This window comes from Pseudomonas sp. AB6 (genome assembly GCF_034314105.1).
Lineage (GTDB): Bacteria > Pseudomonadota > Gammaproteobacteria > Pseudomonadales > Pseudomonadaceae > Aquipseudomonas.
Window position 1 is genome coordinate 2,237,921 of sequence record NZ_JAVIWJ010000001.1, and the last position, 18,136, is coordinate 2,256,056.

Below are 18,136 nucleotides of genomic sequence, written 5' to 3' on the forward strand. Positions count from 1 at the left end.
ACCCGTGGTTAGGAACCGCTTCGAACCCTCCACGACCGCTTTTGGGTAAATGCAGGTGAATTACCTAGAATCCGACAGGCTTGAGCGCTAAGAATTCAAAACAGCGCTGTCAAAAACCGTGCCCGTCCAAAATGGCAGAAATGTTCAACAATGCATATCGCCCGCAAAAATTTCCCTTTCATTGCAAATTGCATGACCTAAAATATTTTTTATAAATATAAGTGCTTGAATAATATAAATTTATTTTTATGTTGCAAGCTGGCACGACGACTGCATTTCTGGTTTTAGAAAGTTGTAACAATCTTATTCATACATGGAAGAGACAACAATGACCTCATCTTCAGGTAATTTCGCATCAGGCTCGCATGAGTCGGCAAGCGTTTCAGGGGTGTCGTGGGGCGCCATCTTCGCCGGTGCGGCGGGTGCTGCGGCGCTCTCGTTGATTCTTGTCATCTTAGGATTTGGCCTTGGCTTTTCGGCAGTATCGCCTTGGTCAGATAGCGGGATGAGCGCCAAAGGGATCGGCATATCAACGATTATTTGGCTGGCAATCACTCAAATCATCGCATCGGGAATGGGTGGATATATCGCCGGACGTCTAAGGGTCAAGTGGGCAAATATGCACGGTGACGAGGTATATTTTCGCGACACCGCTCATGGCTTTCTGGCTTGGGCAGTGGCAACTTTGGTAGCGGCTACGTTAATTGCAAGTTCCGTCGGCAGTATTGTCGGTGGTGGCGTGCAGGCTGGGGCAAGTGCAGTGTCGGGCGTTGCAGGTGTAGCTACTCAAGCAGCAGGCAGTGCGGCCAGTAATAGCGGCGACAACTCGAGCTACTTTATAGACGCTCTGTTTCGCGATGATCGTGCCGCGTCAGTCAGTGATGATGCCGCACACAGTGTTGTGTTACGCATTTTTGCTAAAACCTTAAATAGCAAAGACGGTCAATTGAGCGCCGATGACCGCACGTACCTGGCGCACCTGGTTGCGCAGCGTACGAATCTGAGCCAAGCCGATGCACAGGCACGGGTTGATCACGTTTACGGTCAAGCACGTCAAGCGGTAGAAGATGCAAAAACCACGGCAAAAAATGCAGCTGACACGGCCGCCAAAGTGGCTGCCTGGACCTCGCTGTGGATGTTTGTCGCGCTGCTCTGCGGTGCCTTCTTCGCCAGCTACGCTGCGACTATGGGCGGTCGCCGCCGGGACGCTGTTGTGTACCTGAACGACTCCTCAACCTCGGGTCGGGAAACTTACACTTCCGCCACTAACATGCCACCGGTTCGTTAAGTCGACTTTGACCATAATTTTTAGCCAAGGAGAATCACCATGCGTTCACTACTTCTTTTGTTTCTCGGGGTACCTATCCCAATCATTATTTTGATTGCGCTTTTCATGCACTGATGTGATGTCAGGCTGAACCAAAAAGGCCGCCTCTGCTGATCACAGAGGCGGCCTTTGGGTATCAGGCGTACTCGCAGAAGCTCTCCGTCCACTTCAACCTTGCCAAGCCCCCTGCGTCATCAAGGCATCCCCAACCAATTCGGCAACGCCAGCGATATAAACGGCACGTAGGTCACCAGCACCAGGAACGCCAACAAGATCGTCAACCATGGCAACGCCGCGCGAATGGTTTCGCCCAGGGTCAGGCCAGTCACCGCCGAGGTCACGAACAGGTTGAGCCCCACGGGTGGGTGGACTAAACCGATCTCCATGTTCACCACCATGACGATGCCGAGGTGAACGGGGTCGATGCCGAGCTTCATGGCGATGGGGAAGAAGATCGGCGCGAGGATCAGCACGATGGCGGATGGTTCCATGAAGCTGCCGGCCACTAGCAGCACGATGTTGACCATGATCAGGAAGCCAACCGGCGTCAGACCTTCGGAAACCACCCAGTTGGTGATTTGCTGGGGTATCTGTTCGGTGGTCAGTACGTGGGCGAAGAGCATGGCGTTGGCGATGATAAACATCAGCATCAGCGTCAGCCGCCCTGATTCAACCAGGACGCGTGGGCAGTCGCGGATTTTCATGTCTTTGTAAATAAACAACGAGACGAACGCCGAATACACCGCTGCCACCGCGGCCGCTTCGGTGGGGGTGAACATGCCGCTGTAGATACCACCCAGGATGATCACCAGCAACAGCAATCCCCAGAACGCCCGTCGCGCAGTACGCAGCCATTCACGGAAGGTTACCCGTGGCTGGGCCGGCAATTTCTTGACCCGGGCGACGATATAAATCACCACTATCAACGCCAGGCCGAGGAGGATGCCGGGGACAATACCAGCGATGAACAGCTTGCCGACCGAGGTTTGGGTGGCAGACGCGTAGACCACCATCACAATTGAGGGCGGGATCAGAATGCCCAAGGTACCGGCGTTGCAAATAATCCCGGCGCCGAACGCTTTCGGGTACCCGGACCGGACCATACCCGCAACGGCGATGGAGCCGACCGCTGCCACGGTGGCTGGCGAAGAACCGGACAACGCGGCGAACAACATGCACGCCAGCACAGCAGCAATCGCCAGACCGCCACGAATGTGCCCGACACAGGCATTGGCAAAATCGATCAGCCGTTGTGCCACACCGCCGGTGGTCATGAACGCACCGGAAAGCAGGAAGAATGGAATAGCCAAAAGCGTGTAGGCGTCAGACGTTTCGAACAGCTTGATTGCCAGTGAACTCAAGGAGTCCGGGCTGAACAGCAGGATCGACAGTGCCCCGGACAAACCCAACGAAATAGCAATGGGTACGCCGAGAAACATGAATACGAACAGCAGCAGGAACAGACAAAGAACCGTCATCAGTGTTGCTCCGAGTCAGGACTGGCCAGCTTGCTGGCTTCTGCGGCCTCATCTGCGAGTCCAAGACCGATTTGGCGATGGGTGTACAGACGCCAAAAAATTTCCAGATAGCGGATCACTACCATGGCAAAACCGATGGGCACGATGACCGCAATATCGGACAGTGTGACCCCGAATTGATCAAGGTCTTCGGCACCGATACTGGCGATAAACAACGCGTTCAACCATTTGAAACTGGCCACCACGAACAAACCGGCATAAGCCAGGCAGCACAAGCAGGCAATCATTGCCAGCCAGCGTTGAACCCGGTGCGGGGTCAGTTTGACCAATGCGTCCAAGCCCAAATGCCCGGCGGTGCGCACGCCATAGGACATGCCAAAGAAAATCAACCAGCCAAACATCGCTTTGGTCAGCGCTACGCTCCAGGTCATGTCCTGGGCGTAACCCATCATGTGATCACCCGCACTGGCGAAGAAATCGCGGCTGAAGGCCCACTTGTCGCTTAACGCATAAAAAAGCGTGTAGACGTTGTTGAGCATCACGTAGACGAATGTCACCAGCGTCATGGCGGCCAGCAGGAAGGCGATGAAGGCTTCCTCCAGGTGCTCCCAGAGTCGCATCAGTGATTGCATAAAATGCTCCGAACGTAGAGAAGGCAGCCACTTATTAGAGCGGCTGCGCAGACATCACTGCCTGATAAGGCTTATGGCGCTTTGTTGGAATCGTCGGCAGCCTTGATCAAATCCGGGCCGATTTGTGCCGAGAACTTGTCCCACACCGGGCGCATGGCTTCGCGCCAGGCCGTCCGCTGCTCGGGGGTCAGTTGGATAATTTCGCTGGTGTGGGTGTCGATAATTTTCTGCTTGGCAGTCTGATTCAGCGCTTCGGCCTGCTTGTTCACCTCCACGGTGACCTCAGCCATGATTTTTTCCAACTCGGTACGAATGTCAGGTGGCAGCCCGCTCCAGAATTTGGCATTGGTGATCACCATGTAGTCGATCAAGCCGTGGTTGGATTCAGTGAAGTACTTCTGCACTTCATTGACCTTCTGGCTTTCATAGTTCGACCAAGTGTTCTCGGTACCGTTGACCGTGCCGGTCTGCAAGCCCTGATAGACTTCGTTGAAACCCATTTTGCGCGGGTTGGCGTGCAGTGCGACGAACTGTGCTTCCAGTACGCTGGAAGCCTGTACCCGGAACTTCAAACCACGGGCATCTTTAGGATCATGCAGCGGTTTGTTGGCAGACAGTTGCTTCAAGCCGTTGTGCCAATACGCCAGGCCGTGAATACCTTTGTCGTCCATTGAGCTGAGCAAGGCGACACCTTGAGGACCGTGTTGAAAACGGTCGACAGCGGCCAGATCGTTGAACAGGAATGGCAGATCAAAGACTTGGGTTTTTTTGGTGTACTGCTCGAACTTGGCCAAGGACGGCGCCAGCATTTGCACGTCACCCAGCAACAGCGCTTCCATTTCTTTGCCGTCACCAAACAGCGAGGAGTTGGGGTAAACCTCCACTTTTACTTTGCCCGCCAGACGTTCTTCGACAAGCTTTTTGAAGAGCAAGGCGCCCTGCCCTTTGGGGGTATTTTCCGCCACGACGTGGGAAAACTTGATGACGATAGGGTCGGCTGCCTGGGTCAGGCTGGCCATGGTCATTGCGGCGGCGCATAGCAGCGCCCGGGATACCTTGAACATCGAGTTCACCTTTTTATTGTTGTGATTATTCTTCTGAGAAACGGTGAAGCAGTAGGTTTGACGGTGGGTAGCGGCATAAGCACCCTGCACAAAATCGCGCGTTTAGGGAATCTGCATTTTCGTAAGCCAGCATTCGGTTTTGGTTAACGCTCGAGGTTTAGCGCCAATGCTAGTAATCGCTGGGCGCGCACTAACACCGGCGCATCGACCATTTGGCCATCGATTTGAAACGCGCCAACACCGTGTGCGCTGGCGTCGACCACCCGCTGGGCCCAAGCCAAAGTTGGAGCATCCGGGGCCAATGCCTGATGGATCACTGCGATTTGTTTTGGGTGAATGCACAAAGCGCCAGCGAAACCCATTTCGTAGGCGTGGCGAATGGAGTCGTGCAAGCCTTGCGGGTCATTAATGGCGGGGTGTACGCCGTCCAGTGGCGGCAACAAATGTGCACTGCGCGAATGCAGTAGTAAGGCAACGCGGGCCTGATCAAGGACAAACTGCGCCGCGTGAGAGCCGCTGTGCAAGTTCAGGTCGAGCGCCAAATCCAATGCACCGAATGACAAACGCTGAACCCCTAGAGCGGCGGCAATGTCTGCCAGTGCCAAAAGCCCGCGAGCACTTTCGATGATCGGCCAAATGGGTTTGCCCGCAGCGGCAACGGCAACGACCTGAGCAGCGCTTTCGACTTTAGGCAGCAGTACACCGGCCACGCCAGCTTGCTGTTGGCAGAACAGGATATCGGCGCCATGTTGCGCGTGCTCGGGTGCGTTGATCCGCACCCAGACCGATGCCGAGGGCGTGGCGTGCAGAAACGCCGCGAGGTTGTCCCGGGCCTGGCGCTTGAGGGGTTCTTCTACCGCGTCTTCAAAATCGACGATCACGGCATCGGCGCCCGCCGCCAACGCCTTGGCAAAACGCTCGGGTCGGCTACCGGGCACGAACAGCGCGGAGCGAATAGTGGAGCCGGACATGGGGGGTTCCTCGTTATTATTCGGTATTCAATTCACAAAAATCTAAAGGCCAAACCCGGTCCCCTGTGGGAACGAATTCATTCGCGAAAGGCCCCGACGCGGTAGGTCAGAAAAAACGCCTTCAACCGCTTCCCGAATAAATTCGGTCCCACAGATTTTGGCGCTGCACACATTTCTGTAGGAGCTGCCGAAGGCTGCGATCAGATATGCCTGCTATTTCATGCATGCCGAAATCCTTGTGGGAGTTGGCTTGCCAACGAAAGCGTCATTGCAAGCGACCCAGGTTCCAGGATCTACAACTGCTCGCTGTCTTCAAATCACGCCGTTTGCCTGTAATCGCGCTTGGTCTTCGGTGGAGAATCCCAGTTCGGCCAATATCCCCAAGGTATGTTCACCTAACCCCGGCACGGCATCCATGCGCGGAGTGAAGGCGCTATTGCGCCCCGGCGGCAATAGCGCAGGCAGTTTGCCGGCTGGGCTGTCGACTTCGCGCCAACTGTCGCGGGCCTTGAGTTGCGGGTGGTCCCATACGCCTTGCATGTCGTTGACCCGAGCGCTGGCAATGTGCGCAATTTCCAGACGGGCCACCACTTCATCGGCGGTCAACTGGGAGAAGCCGTCAACGATGATCTGACGCAACTGCACGCGGTTTTCCGAGCGTTTGAAATTCGCCGAGAAACGTTCGTCAGTGACCAGCGCCGGATCCAGCAAGACTTTCTCGCAAAACAGCGCCCATTCGCGCTCGTTCTGCAGACCCAGCATGACCGTGTCGCCGCCCTTGGTGGGAAACGGGCCGTAAGGGTAAATCGTCGAGTGAGCTGCGCCCGCCCGAGGGGGTGGCGCGGCACCGTCGAAGGCGTAATACATCGGGTAGCCCATCCACTCCACCAGACTTTCCAGCATGCTGACGTCGATCCGACTGCCAATGCCGGACTTATCGCGCAGCATCAGCGCCGATAAAATCCCGCTGTAGGCGTACATGCCAGCCGCGATATCGGCGATGGAGCACCCGGCCTTGGCCATTTGCTCTTCGCCTGGCCCACCGGTGACGGACAGAAAACCGCCTTCGCTCTGAATCAACAGGTCGTAGGCCTTCTTCTTTTCATACGGACCGCCTTCGCCATAACCAGAGATGTCACACACGATCAACCGTGGAAAACGCTCATGCAGCGCTTCGAACGACAAGCCCATGCGCGCCGCTGCGCCCGGCGCCAGGTTTTGCACCAGCACATCAGCCTTGCCGAGCAAACCCATGAGAATATCGCCGGCTTCGTCCTGTTTCAGGTCCAGGGTCAGGCTTTCTTTAGAGCGGTTGGTCCAGACAAAATGCGAGGCCAGGCCGTTTACCCGCTCATCGTAGCCACGGGCAAAATCACCGCTGCCGGGGCGTTCGATCTTCACCACCCTGGCGCCGAGATCGGCCAGTTGACGGGTGCAGAACGGGGCGGCAATCGCGTGTTCAAGGCTGATGACGGTGATGCCATCCAAGGGACGCGGGGAGTGTTGGGTGGTCATGTTTCTGTTCCTCAGATGACACCAATCTGTAGGAGCAGACTTGTTGGCGAGAGGCCCGTGAGCCGAAAACATCGCTTCGCCAACAAGCTGGCTCCCACAGAGGATCGTGTTAGATCAGGCTGTTCAATGATTGGGCACTGCGCAGTTGCCAGACTTTCTCGATCAGCGCCTTACCCTGCTCCACCGTCCGCGCCCCGGAAAAGGCCAACAGACGCTGGAATTTGTCTTCCAGTTCCGGCCGCGAAAGCGTGTTGCCCGGATCGCCTTTTGGCTCGTCGATGCCAGCCGTCAAGCTGCGGCCGTCGGTGGTGGTGACCACGACCCGGCCCAGCCAGCGGGCGGGATAGGCGCTGTCCACTTCGCTGTCGAGCTCCATGCTGACTTTTTCGCGAAAAGCCGCCACGTTGGGATCAGTCAATGCCAACTGCTGAAACTCAATCAACTGCGCACTGCCGTGGACCGCGATCAACGCCAGCACCGCGCCCATGGAAAATTTGGCTTGATGCACGGTTTGTGGCACCACGACCCGGCCCAACACATCGATGGCGGCTTGATGCACCAGGGTTCTAACGCTGGCGATCTGCTCGTGACGCAGTCCGTCGCGCTGCATCAAATGCAGCAACGCATCCGCCGCCGGATGGGTATGACGGCAAGACGCGTGAAATTTGAACGAGGTTTCTGCCAACGCCCAACGAGTGCCCAAACGATCCGATAACTTGCTCGGGTCCGAGTCACTGGACATTCCCGCCGCCAGGCCTTGGTCCCCTTCGAGGATATTGCGCGCACCGGTCAGACCGTCGAGGGTCATGTACGCCGCTAGCAACCCATCGGCGGCGGCCTTGGCCGTGTGCAGTTGTTTGGAGTCGGCAGCGTCGCGCAGGAACTCCCACAGCCCAGCGGCCTGAGTGCCCGCGTTGCCCAGCACGTTGATAAATTGCTCTTTGTCGAAGCCGAGTAATTTGCCGACGGCAACCGCTGCCGCCAAGGTGCCGACAGTCGCCGTGGTGTGGAATACGGTGTAGTGCGAGCGGCCCATGAACTCGCCAATACGAATCCCGGCTTCGTAACCGGCCACCGAGGCCAGCAGCAACTCACGACCGGACTTGCCCAAATCTTGTGCCGCTGCCAACACCGCAGGGAACACCACGGTGGCCGGATGTAACACAGAGCTGTTGTGCAGGTCGTCTTGCTCGACCAGGTGCGAGGACGCCGCATTCACCAACGCAGCGAAATAGGCCGAGGTGCCCCGGCCATTGACCAGCATTTTTGCCGGACCATCACTCGGCCCCATACGCTGGGCATAACGTTCAAACAGCGGGATCGGATGGGAGCCCTGGCTGGCCAGCGCGGAGCCGATCCAATCAAGAAAAAAATCTTCGGTACGGCCGAGGACCGCATCCGGAATGTCATCATATTTCAGCTCAGCCAGGAAACCGGCCAGTGCTTGGGTATGGCTCATGATCGGTTCCTCAGAAGCTACGCGGCAGTTCGAGCAAATGCTCGGCGACGTAGGAAAGAATCAGGTTGGTGGAGATCGGCGCGACTTGGTAAAGCCGGGTTTCGCGGAACTTGCGCTCGACGTCGTACTCGCAGGCAAAACCAAAACCACCGTGGGTTTGCAGGCAAGCGTTGGCCGCTTCCCATGAAGCTTTGGCGGCGAGGTATTTGGCCATGTTGGCGCTGGCCCCGGCGTTGACGCCGCTGTCGTATTCCTCGCAGGCTCTCCAGCGCATCAGGTCTGCCGCTTCAATCTCGATGTGCGCTTCGGCAATGGGGAATTGCACGCCTTGGTTCTGCCCGATAGGCCGACCAAACACCACCCGATCACGGGCATAGGCACTGGCTTTTTCGATGAACCAGCGGCCATCACCGATGCACTCGGCGGCGATCAAGGCGCGCTCGGCGTTCAGACCATCAAGGATGTATTTAAAGCCTTTGCCTTCTTCACCGATCAAGCTGTCGAGGGGCAGTTCCAGGTTGTCGAAAAACAGCTCGTTGGTCTCGTGATTGACCATGTTGGCAATAGGCTGAACCGTCATTCCGTTGCCAATTGCCTTGCGCAGGTCCACCAGGAAGATCGACATGCCTTCAGATTTTTTCTTCACCTCGGCCAATGGTGTGGTGCGCGCCAGCAGAATCATCAGGTCGGAATGCTGAACCCGGGAGATCCAGACCTTCTGGCCGTTGATCAGGTAGTTGTCGCCCTGTTTCACCGCAGTGGTTTTGATCTTGGTGGTGTCGGTGCCGGTGCTGGGTTCGGTCACGGCCATGGATTGCAGGCGCAACTCGCCGCTGGCCAGCTTCGGCAGATAGTAACTTTTTTGTGCGTCGCTGCCGTGCCGCAGCAAGGTGAACATGTTGTACATCTGGCCATGCACCGTGCCCGAGTTACCACCGCAGCGGTTAACCTCTTCAAGGATCACCGAGGCTTCGGCCAAGCCCAGGCCTGAACCACCGTATTGCTCGGGGATCATCGCCGACAACCAACCGGCATCGGTCAGAGCTTTGACGAAGGCTTCGGGAAAGCCTTTTTCTTCGTCGATCTTGCGCCAGTAAGCGGCATCAAATTCAGCACACAAAGCGCGCACGCCTTCGCGGATGGCATTGAGTTCTTCGTTGTTATTAGGGTTCATCAATCGGCTCTCGTGAGGTCCGCAACGGCGGATTTAGTCGAACAGCACTTCTGCGCTCTGGGCGATACCGGCGTGATTGCCGGCCCAGAGTTGCGCCTTGCCGGGTTCAAGGATTCGTCCGCCAACGCTGAACGGTTGCGGCGCTATCAATGGCCGAACGCCGCGATAGGAAAAGTGCCGAACACGCGCATTCGGATTGGCTCGGCAAAATGCACGCAAGCTCAGGGTGGCGATCATCGGGCCGTGAACTACCAGACCCGCGTAGCCTTCGGTACCGGTGACGTAGGGGTAGTCGTAATGGATCCGATGGCCGTTGAAGGTCACGGCCGAATAGCGAAACAGCAGGGTTGGGGTAGGCTCAATGCTTTCGTGCCAGTCGCCCTCCTCCAGCGCCTGGCCGCTGCTCTGCTTCGGCGGGTTAGGCTCACGGTAAACGATGTCTTGTTCTTCGCGGATGGCCAGGCGACGGTCTTGGGAATACTCGTGGCGCACGGTGACAAACAACAACGCACCCGTTCGGCCGATCTTTTCTTCAATGTGGGTGATGGTCGACAGGCGATGGGCATCGGCACCCACGCGCAAGGGTTCGAAAAACTCGATGCGGCCACCAGCCCACATCCGGTTGCGGTTGTCGGCCGGGGGCAAGAAACCACCACGCGCTGGATGACCGTCGCTGCCCAACTGAGATTCAGCCAGCGGTTCCTGGAAAAAGCACCACTGCCACAGCGGCGGCAACGCGGCGCCATGGACAGGTGCGTCTTCACCGAAGGTGGCGGCAATACGCTTGATCAGGTTGCAGCTGAACTGGTCCTGGGCCTCTTCGGTACGTCCAAGCCACGCGGTGAAATCTGCAGCACTCATGCGGGTTCCCTCTTTTTTGGGCCAGCTATTGTTCTGGGAAGGATCATGCAAGGTGCTGGGCATTCTGAGAATTTGCATTTGCGTAACCCGGCGTTCATATATGCTGAACGCCCGCCGCTTTTTCAGGAGACGACCATGCACTTTGATTTGGCCGACTTGCGCCTGTTCATCCACATTGGCGAGTCACCGAGCCTGACCCAAGGCGCCCGTCGTGCGTTTTTGTCGCCGGCCGCGGCCAGCGCTCGCATCAAGGCGTTAGAGAGTCAATTTGACACTCGACTGCTGTACCGCGACAGCCGTGGTGTTGAGTTGACGCCTGCCGGGCAACGCTTTCTCAAACATGCGCGACTGATCATGCGCCAAGTGGATTACCTCAAGTCGGAGTTCACCAGTTACGGGGCAGACTCGGCTGGACACATTCGCATCTTTGCCAACACCACGGCGGTGACTGAATTTCTCCCCGAGGTGCTGGCAGGATTCCTGGCGAAAAGGCCCGGCGTGACGGTTGATCTGCAGGAGCGCTTGTCGCGAGACATCGTCCGGGGCGTGTTGGATGGCAGCACCGACATGGGAATTATTGCCGGGCCGGTGGAGGCTGCTGGACTGCAAATCATGCATTTCAGCACAGACCGGCTGGTGTTGGTGGTGGCCGTAGGGCATGCACTGGCTGGGCCAATGCCAGTAACGCTGAAACAGACCTTGGCGTTCCAGCACATTGGGCTGCACGAAGGCAGCACGTTGCTGAGCTTCTTGCGCGATCACGTCGAGCGTTTGGGACAGAACCTGTCGTTACGGATACAGGTATCGAGTTTTGAGGCAATTTGCCGGATGGTTGAAGCGGGCGTGGGGATCGGGATCATTCCTGAATCTGCGGCACTTCGGCACAGTCGCACGATGGAACTGGCGATTATCGAGCTTGATGAACCTTGGGCGATTCGTGAGCGCAGTATTCTGGTGCGGGAGCTGGATGCATTGCCGGGGACCGTGCGTGCGTTGATCGCCACGTTGATGCCGCAGGTTGCTGTGGAGGGTAAGCCGTCTGTGCCGGCCCCTTCGTTGGCAAGCCAACCCCCACAGTTTTAACAGTTGCTGCTAGTTGTGTAAGCAGCTTCCCTGTGGGAGCAGGCTTGCCTGCGAAGGCCCCAACGCCGCCGTGCAGGCTTCACACCCCGGTTTTACTGCTCATTGCCGGCAATTCAAAGCAAAACGATGCGCCCTTTCCCGGTGTTGACAGCAGGTGTATCTCGCACCCATGCAGTTGCAGGATCCGCCGCACGATTAACAGGCCAAGGCCCCCCGTACGGCGATCACCCGTTTGGCTGAACGGTCGGCGGAACAGGCTTTCAAGCAATTCTTCAGGAATACCGGGGCCGCTATCGCTAACCGTGACGATGACGTTCGCCGCTTCGTGCCGGACTTCGACCTCAATGATGCCGCCGGATGGGGTATGGCGAATGGCGTTGTCGATCAGGTTAGTCAGAACACGTTCGATCAAGCCTAGGTCTGCCGAAACCATCGACGACGAACGCGGCAACACTGCCACTAGCCGCGAGTTTTTTTCCTCGGCCATCAGTTCGAATTTCTGGAACACGTCTTGGATCAAATCCGTCAGCGAGAAGTCTTCGATCACCGGCTGTACACCGCCGTGTTCAAGGCGGGCTAGTTCGAACAGTGCCTGCGCCAGTTGCCGCACTTTGTTGCTCTGGGCCAGCGCCACCGCCAAGTAGCGTTGCCGATCGACTTCACTGAGGCTTGCGCCTTTAACCGAGAGCATTTCCAGGTAGCCGTGCATTGAAGCCAAGGGCGTGCGCAGGTCGTGGGAAATGTTCGCCACCACTTCGCGGCGGTCCTGATCCAATTCCACTAACGTCCGCCATTGCTCGGCGATTCGGGTCGCCATTTGCACAAAACTGGCTTCCAACACCGCTATTTCATCCCGGCGACTGACGCCCGTTACAGCCACCATTGGTAGCACGGTCGGCTCTGCCTCAGTGTCGAAATCGCGCATGGTGTCGGTCAACCGGCGCAACGGCCGAGTGATCAAGCGGAAGGCCATCAACCCGGCCACAAGCCCTAACAGTGAGACCAGACCCATGGACCATAACGTGGTGCGCAACACCGAACTGGCAGCTACCTGAGCAGACAATTGATCGTGAGCCTCGCCCAATAGCACCACGTAGATGTAGCCGAGATCCTGATCACCCACGTGCAAAGCGGCGACGCTGAAGACTTTTTCGCCATCCAGGCTGCGCGGGTCGTCGCCCAAAATCGGCAAAGGCTGACCGGCCAACAACCGATGCAACGGCGCGAGGTCGACGTGATCACGCTTGAGGTGTCCGGCCGGAGCGTCATCAGCCGTGACACGTCCGCTGCTGTCGAGTAAATACACTTCGACGCTAGGATTGACGTTCATCAGCTTGCTGAACAGCCCACGCACCACGTCAGCCTTGGCGCCGATCATGTTGTTGTCCCGGGCGATCGTTTGCGCCAAGCCGAGGGACAGGCCTTGCACCACTTCTTTTTCATGCAGGTCGTTGGCGCGAATTTGCAGCCAGGCCGATGCACCGCAACAGGCGAGCAACAGGATGGCGAACGCTACCGATAAGCGCTGGAGCAGCGTCAGGTTCATCCCGCCAATCTCGCGCGGTCCGGGGAGAAGCGATAGCCTTTGCCCCACACGGTCAGGATGCGTGTCGGTTCGGCCGGATCGACCTCGACTTTGGAACGCAAGCGATTGATGTGGGTGTTGACCGTGTGCTCGTACCCGTCGTGCTTATAACCCCATACCTGATTGAGCAGGTCCATGCGCGAGAAGACTTTGCCGGGGTTTTTGACGAAGAAGTACAGCAAATCGAATTCACGCGGCGTGAGTTCAATATATTTGCCATCAACCTCTGCCTGGCGGGTCACCGGGTCTAGGGCCAAGCCGTTGAGCTCGATTTTGCCAGCGACGGTACGCAGGTTTTTTTCCAGCGCGTCGACTCGGCGCAACAATGCTTTGACCCGCGCGCCAAGTTCCAGCATCGAAAACGGTTTGGCGAGGTAATCATCGGCGCCTAGCTCAAGTCCTAACACGCGGTGCATTTCGCTAGAGCGGGCGCTGGTAATAATGATCGGCGTGTAACGCGCCATGGCCCGGGCTTGGCGACAAATTTCTAAACCGTCTACCCCAGGCAGCATCAAATCGAGGATCAGCGCATCCCAGCCGCCTTGTTCCAGGTGCGCCAACCCGGCATTGCCGTCGGCACAATGGGTCACGGCATAGCCTTCGTCCTGCAAATGCAGGCGCAGCAGGCCGGCAATGTGCAGGTCATCTTCGACGATTAATACGCGCTTGGGCACATCCATTATCAGCCTTCGGGGGTCAGTGGCTCGGCGCACGGGGCATGCGCCAGGACGGCCATTGTGCAAGATTGCAGCGTGGCCAATCTTCACAATTAATTTAACTTTGCGTGAAGACTTGGGGACCGTCTGCGCCAAAGAATAGCAGCACACCCACTCCCTCCAAGTGAACGTTATGCAATCCAGACGGTGGTTTCTTTTATACGGCAGCGCCGGCGTAGCCCTCGCCGCCAGCGGTGTACTCGGTTTACGTGCCTTCGCTGCGTCGCCGCTGCCAGCAACAACGGCCCGTGCCGCTGAGGTGTTTGAGGTGACCCATAGCGACGCCGAGTGGCACGCACGGCTGACACCGGTTCAATACGACGTACTGCGTAACAGCGGCACTGAACGGCCTGGTAGCAGTCCGCTAAACAATGAACACCGCACAGGTCGGTTCGCCTGCGCCGGGTGTCAGTTAGAGGCATTTTCTTCCAGCACCAAATTTGAGAGCCACACCGGCTGGCCGAGTTTCACCTCGCCATTGGCCCGTGCGGTGGTGGAAAACCGTGACACCTCGTTTGGCGTGGAGCGCACCGAAGTGCATTGCAAGCGCTGCGGCGGTCACTTGGGCCACGTGTTCGATGACGGCCCCGAACCCACGGGGCTGCGTTATTGCATGAACGGCGTGGCAATGACCTTCGCGCCGGGACAGGCTTGAGTCAGCCCATGGCTCGCGACAATTGAACGGCCTCTTATAAGGAATTGAAGCAATGTTACTGATCATTTTGTCGTACCTGGGCGGGGTACTAACGATCCTGAGCCCCTGCATTCTCCCGGTACTGCCGTTCGTTTTCGCCCGCTCCGGTGAGCCGTTTCGTCGCAGTGGTTTGCCGTTGTTATGCGGCATGGCGTTGACCTTCGCGCTGGTTGCCACCTTGGCCGCTGTCGGCGGTGGCTGGGTGGTACAGGCCAATCAGTACGGCCGTTGGCTGGCAATCGCGCTGATGGCGTTTTTCGGCGTGACCTTATTGTTTCCGCATTTGGCTGATCGCCTTACCCGCCCACTGGTGTCCATGGGGGATCGGCTGTCCAATTCGGCCCGAACCGAGCCCGGTAAATCCAGCGTCAAATCCTCGTTTGTATTGGGAGTTGCCACGGGGCTGTTATGGGCGCCGTGTGCCGGTCCGATTCTCGGGTTGGTTTTGACCGGAGCGGCGCTGCACGGTGCCAGTGTCGGCACCAGCTTTCTGCTATTGGCCTATGCCGCAGGCGCGGCCACCTCATTGGCATTGGCGTTGTTGATCGGCGGCAAGCTGTTCACCGCGATGAAACGCTCGTTGGGCGCAGGGGAATGGCTACGTCGAGGGTTGGGAGTGGCCATGTTGTGCGGCGTAGCCGCCATTGCCTTGGGTCTGGACACCGGTTTGCTGACCAAAGTCTCAACCGTGGCAACTGCTGGGATCGAACAAAAGTTGTTAGATACGCTGTCGCCATCGCCGATCGCGTCTTCATCGCTGTTGCCCCAAACACAAGGCGGCATGATGAACGTCGGCCTGCAGAACATCGCCAATACGCCGCTGTCGTTACCCGTGGAGGGCACGCTGCCTGACCTCTCCGGCGCAGTGGCCTGGCTGAACTCTGCGCCACTGACCGCTGAACAACTGAAGGGTAAAGTGGTAGTCATCGATTTTTGGACGTATTCCTGCATCAACTGCCTGCGCAGCCTGCCTTACGTCAACGCCTGGGCGAAGAAATACCACGACCAGGGCTTAGTGGTCATCGGGATACACGCACCAGAGTTTGCCTTCGAGCGTGACCTTAATAACGTTAAAAAAGCGGTCCACGATTTGGGCATCAACTACCCGGTGGCGCTGGATAACGACTTCGCCATCTGGAAGGGATTTAACAATCAATACTGGCCCGCGCATTACTTTGTCGATGCCAAAGGGCACATTCGTTATCACCATTTCGGCGAGGGCGATTACGCGCAGTCGGAACAGGTTATTCAGCAACTGTTGAACGAAGCCGGTCAGAAAAACGTCTCAAGCGATGTGGTGGTGGCCGACGCCCAAGGCGTGCAGAAGAGCGCAGACGATGCCCAAATGCATTCGCCTGAAACCTACCTCGGTTATGACCGTACTGAAAATTTCGCCTCGGCCAGTGAGCAAGTGATGGACTCGGCGCATACCTACGCGGCACCCGTGCAGCCTAGCCTCAACCAGTGGGGGCTGATGGGTAACTGGACGGCAAAACCCGAGCAAGTCGTGCTCGAAAAAGCACCTGGACGCATCGTCTATCGCTTTCATGCGCGGGACTTGCACTTAGTTCTCGGACCTGGCGCAGACGGCAAACCGGTGCGCTTTCGGGTCAGCGTCGATGGCGCAGCACCGGGCGACAATCACGGCACCGACATTGCCGCCGACGGTAGCGGCACGGTGACTGCGCAACGGCTCTATCAGTTAGTGCGGCAAAACGGTCCAGTGACCGATCACCTTTTCTCTATTGAATTTCTTGACCCCGGCGTACAGGCGTATGCGTTCACCTTCGGTTGATCACAGCCTGTCTTTAACACGTGAGGATTACCTATGAGTACGTTCAGTTTTGCCAAACATAAAGCATCTGTCGCGCTGAGCTGCGCAGGTGCCGTGGCGTTGATGTTGGGCTTGTCATTGCAATCGGCGAACTCTGCCGAACCAGTGGTGGCCCTCGCCCCGCCAACACTGGATGAAGCGGTCGGCACATCCCACAGCGAAGTCGCGGTATTTGCCGGTGGCTGTTTCTGGGGCGTTCAAGGCGTGTTTCAACACGTGATCGGTGTTGAAAATGCGCTGTCCGGTTATGCCGGTGGCGTAGCGAACACCGCCGAGTACGAGCAGGTTGGCTCCGGCGATACCGGGCATGCGGAATCGGTGCAGGTCACGTATGACCCGACGAAGGTGAGTTATGGGCGTTTGCTACAGGTGTTCTTCTCGGTGGCGCACAACCCGACCGAGCTGAACCGCCAAGGCCCTGATCGCGGCACGCAATACCGCTCGACGATTTTCGCGCAGAACCCTGAACAGGAAAAAGTTGCTCAGGCGTACATCGCCCAGTTAGAGAGATCGAAGGCGTTCAACGCACCGATTGTGACCACAATTGAAGACCACAAAAACTTCTTCCCGGCAGAGGGCTATCACCAGAACTACCTGACCTTGCACCCAACCAGCCCATACATTGCGATGAATGATTTGCCCAAAGTGCAGAGTTTGAAAGAACTGGTGCCGACGCTTTATCGCGCCGATCCAGTGTTGGTGGGCAAGCTTTGAGTGGCGACGCCATGACAATTGGCAGATAACACATCTGATCAAGTGGCGTGGCGAGGGTGCACCCGTCGATTAAAAACCCATAGCCCTATCAAGGTCAGGCCCATGCCCGCCATGCTAAACGAGGTCAGTGCATCACCGAATTGCACGTGAGCCCAGAGCATGGTCACGGGGGGTGTCAGGAACAATGCGCTGCTGATGCGTTGCAGGCTGAAGCGTTGTAAGCAAAGCCAATAAAATCCATAACCACCGAGTGTCGACAGTACGACCAACCACACCACCCCTGCCCCGAAGCCGAGGGTTGCAATCGGTCGCAGACTGCCTTCATACGATGCCAACAACGCAAATACGGGCAACGACGCACACACCTGAATAAACAGCCCCAGCAGTGGTGGCATTTTGCTGGGGCGTTGTTTCTGGTAATGGGTGGCGGCGACCAACGAAAGCACACCGGTCAACGGCAAGCTGTAAGCCCACCGCGCCGCAGTTCCGAGCTCAAACCCCGTGCCGCTGGCGATAATCATGCCCAGCACGCAGGTGCTTAACCCACACCATTGCCAGCCTCGGGTACGTTGGCCTGGGTAAATAGCCGTCATCAGCACGATCATCAATGGCAACAGGTTGGCGATCAATGCCGTCATTCCCGGCGCCACCCCACACTCAATCGCTTTGGCGATGGGCGCAATATAACCTGCAATTGCGAACAACCCCGTTAGCGCCTGTCGCAGTCCATTTCCCCACGCCAGCCTGCGCAAGTCGCCAATCACAAACGGCAACAGCACCAGCGCGGCCAGCACAAAGCGCCAGAAGGTCGCCAGAAATACCCCGCCTTGCTCCGCTACATAGCGATAGCCAATAAAGCCCGAACTCCAACTGAGCACCATGGCGGCCAGTAAGAGCGCCAGGGTAATCCACAACACGTTGAACGGATGTCGCTGGGCGCTGGGCGTCAACAAGGGCGCTGTTTGTCGAACGGTCATGAGCAATACCTGTGCAGGGTGTCTGCAATAGGGTATGAATAGAGCGGTAATG

At 57.4% G+C, this 18,136-nt stretch carries 16 protein-coding genes; 5 read left to right on the top strand and 11 right to left on the bottom strand.

Going from position 1 to position 18,136, the window contains the following annotated elements:
- The first annotated feature begins 328 nt into the window (after positions 1-328).
- On the top strand, positions 329-1,288 hold the full coding sequence (locus RGW60_RS10590) for a hypothetical protein (protein WP_322204469.1): 960 nt from the start codon (positions 329-331) through the stop codon (positions 1,286-1,288).
- Positions 1,289-1,521: 233 nt separating this feature from the next.
- Here the strand turns inward: RGW60_RS10590 and dctM are convergent, their stop codons facing one another.
- From dctM to RGW60_RS10630, 8 genes are all read right to left on the bottom strand, one after another.
- Positions 1,522-2,805, bottom strand: a complete 1,284-nt coding sequence (dctM, locus tag RGW60_RS10595) for a C4-dicarboxylate TRAP transporter large permease protein DctM (RefSeq protein WP_322204471.1) — start codon at positions 2,803-2,805, stop codon at positions 1,522-1,524.
- Positions 2,805-3,437: a TRAP transporter small permease gene (locus tag RGW60_RS10600; RefSeq protein WP_322204473.1), complete on the bottom strand. Its 633-nt coding sequence runs from the start codon at positions 3,435-3,437 to the stop codon at positions 2,805-2,807. The genes dctM and RGW60_RS10600 overlap by 1 nt, the downstream gene beginning before the upstream one ends.
- Before the next feature lie 71 nt (positions 3,438-3,508).
- Positions 3,509-4,501: a TRAP transporter substrate-binding protein gene (locus tag RGW60_RS10605; protein WP_322204475.1), complete on the bottom strand. Its 993-nt coding sequence runs from the start codon at positions 4,499-4,501 to the stop codon at positions 3,509-3,511.
- Positions 4,502-4,644: 143 nt separating this feature from the next.
- The gene (locus RGW60_RS10610) at positions 4,645-5,472 is read right to left on the bottom strand and encodes a CoA ester lyase (RefSeq protein WP_322204477.1); all 828 of its coding nucleotides are present in this window, start codon (positions 5,470-5,472) and stop codon (positions 4,645-4,647) included.
- 312 nt (positions 5,473-5,784) lie between these two features.
- Positions 5,785-6,987: a CaiB/BaiF CoA-transferase family protein gene (locus tag RGW60_RS10615; RefSeq protein WP_322204479.1), complete on the bottom strand. Its 1,203-nt coding sequence runs from the start codon at positions 6,985-6,987 to the stop codon at positions 5,785-5,787.
- A 109-nt stretch (positions 6,988-7,096) separates the two neighbouring features.
- Positions 7,097-8,446 carry an MmgE/PrpD family protein gene (locus RGW60_RS10620; protein WP_322204481.1) on the bottom strand — a complete coding sequence of 450 codons (1,350 nt, stop codon included), beginning with the start codon at positions 8,444-8,446 and terminating at the stop codon, positions 7,097-7,099.
- Positions 8,447-8,456: 10 nt separating this feature from the next.
- Positions 8,457-9,620 carry an acyl-CoA dehydrogenase family protein gene (locus RGW60_RS10625; RefSeq protein ID WP_322204483.1) on the bottom strand — a complete coding sequence of 388 codons (1,164 nt, stop codon included), beginning with the start codon at positions 9,618-9,620 and terminating at the stop codon, positions 8,457-8,459.
- Positions 9,621-9,653: 33 nt separating this feature from the next.
- Positions 9,654-10,481 carry an FAS1-like dehydratase domain-containing protein gene (locus RGW60_RS10630; protein ID WP_322204485.1) on the bottom strand — a complete coding sequence of 276 codons (828 nt, stop codon included), beginning with the start codon at positions 10,479-10,481 and terminating at the stop codon, positions 9,654-9,656.
- 135 nt (positions 10,482-10,616) lie between these two features.
- Between RGW60_RS10630 and RGW60_RS10635 the strand changes: the two genes are divergently transcribed.
- Positions 10,617-11,564 (top strand): LysR family transcriptional regulator, encoded by a 948-nt coding sequence (locus RGW60_RS10635; RefSeq protein ID WP_322204487.1) that lies wholly within the window; start codon positions 10,617-10,619, stop codon positions 11,562-11,564.
- Positions 11,565-11,643: 79 nt separating this feature from the next.
- On the opposite strand, the gene RGW60_RS10640 is transcribed toward RGW60_RS10635, so the two are convergent.
- Positions 11,644-13,110 carry a HAMP domain-containing sensor histidine kinase gene (locus RGW60_RS10640; RefSeq protein ID WP_322204489.1) on the bottom strand — a complete coding sequence of 489 codons (1,467 nt, stop codon included), beginning with the start codon at positions 13,108-13,110 and terminating at the stop codon, positions 11,644-11,646.
- Positions 13,107-13,829 carry a response regulator transcription factor gene (locus tag RGW60_RS10645; RefSeq protein WP_322204491.1) on the bottom strand — a complete coding sequence of 241 codons (723 nt, stop codon included), beginning with the start codon at positions 13,827-13,829 and terminating at the stop codon, positions 13,107-13,109. The genes RGW60_RS10640 and RGW60_RS10645 overlap by 4 nt, the downstream gene beginning before the upstream one ends.
- Before the next feature lie 169 nt (positions 13,830-13,998).
- Here RGW60_RS10645 and msrB point away from each other — a divergent pair, with 169 nt between their 5' ends.
- From msrB to msrA, 3 genes are all read left to right on the top strand, one after another.
- Positions 13,999-14,520, top strand: a complete 522-nt coding sequence (gene msrB / locus RGW60_RS10650) for a peptide-methionine (R)-S-oxide reductase MsrB (RefSeq protein WP_322204493.1) — start codon at positions 13,999-14,001, stop codon at positions 14,518-14,520.
- Between the two features lie 52 nt (positions 14,521-14,572).
- Positions 14,573-16,354 (top strand): cytochrome c biogenesis protein DipZ, encoded by a 1,782-nt coding sequence (locus RGW60_RS10655; RefSeq protein ID WP_322204495.1) that lies wholly within the window; start codon positions 14,573-14,575, stop codon positions 16,352-16,354.
- A 102-nt stretch (positions 16,355-16,456) separates the two neighbouring features.
- On the top strand, positions 16,457-17,107 hold the full coding sequence (gene msrA / locus RGW60_RS10660) for a peptide-methionine (S)-S-oxide reductase MsrA (RefSeq protein WP_322206892.1): 651 nt from the start codon (positions 16,457-16,459) through the stop codon (positions 17,105-17,107).
- A gap of 38 nt (positions 17,108-17,145) precedes the next feature.
- Here msrA and RGW60_RS10665 read toward each other — a convergent pair whose 3' ends face one another.
- Positions 17,146-18,084, bottom strand: a complete 939-nt coding sequence (locus tag RGW60_RS10665) for a DMT family transporter (RefSeq protein WP_322204497.1) — start codon at positions 18,082-18,084, stop codon at positions 17,146-17,148.
- Between the last annotated feature and the right edge of the window lie 52 nt (positions 18,085-18,136).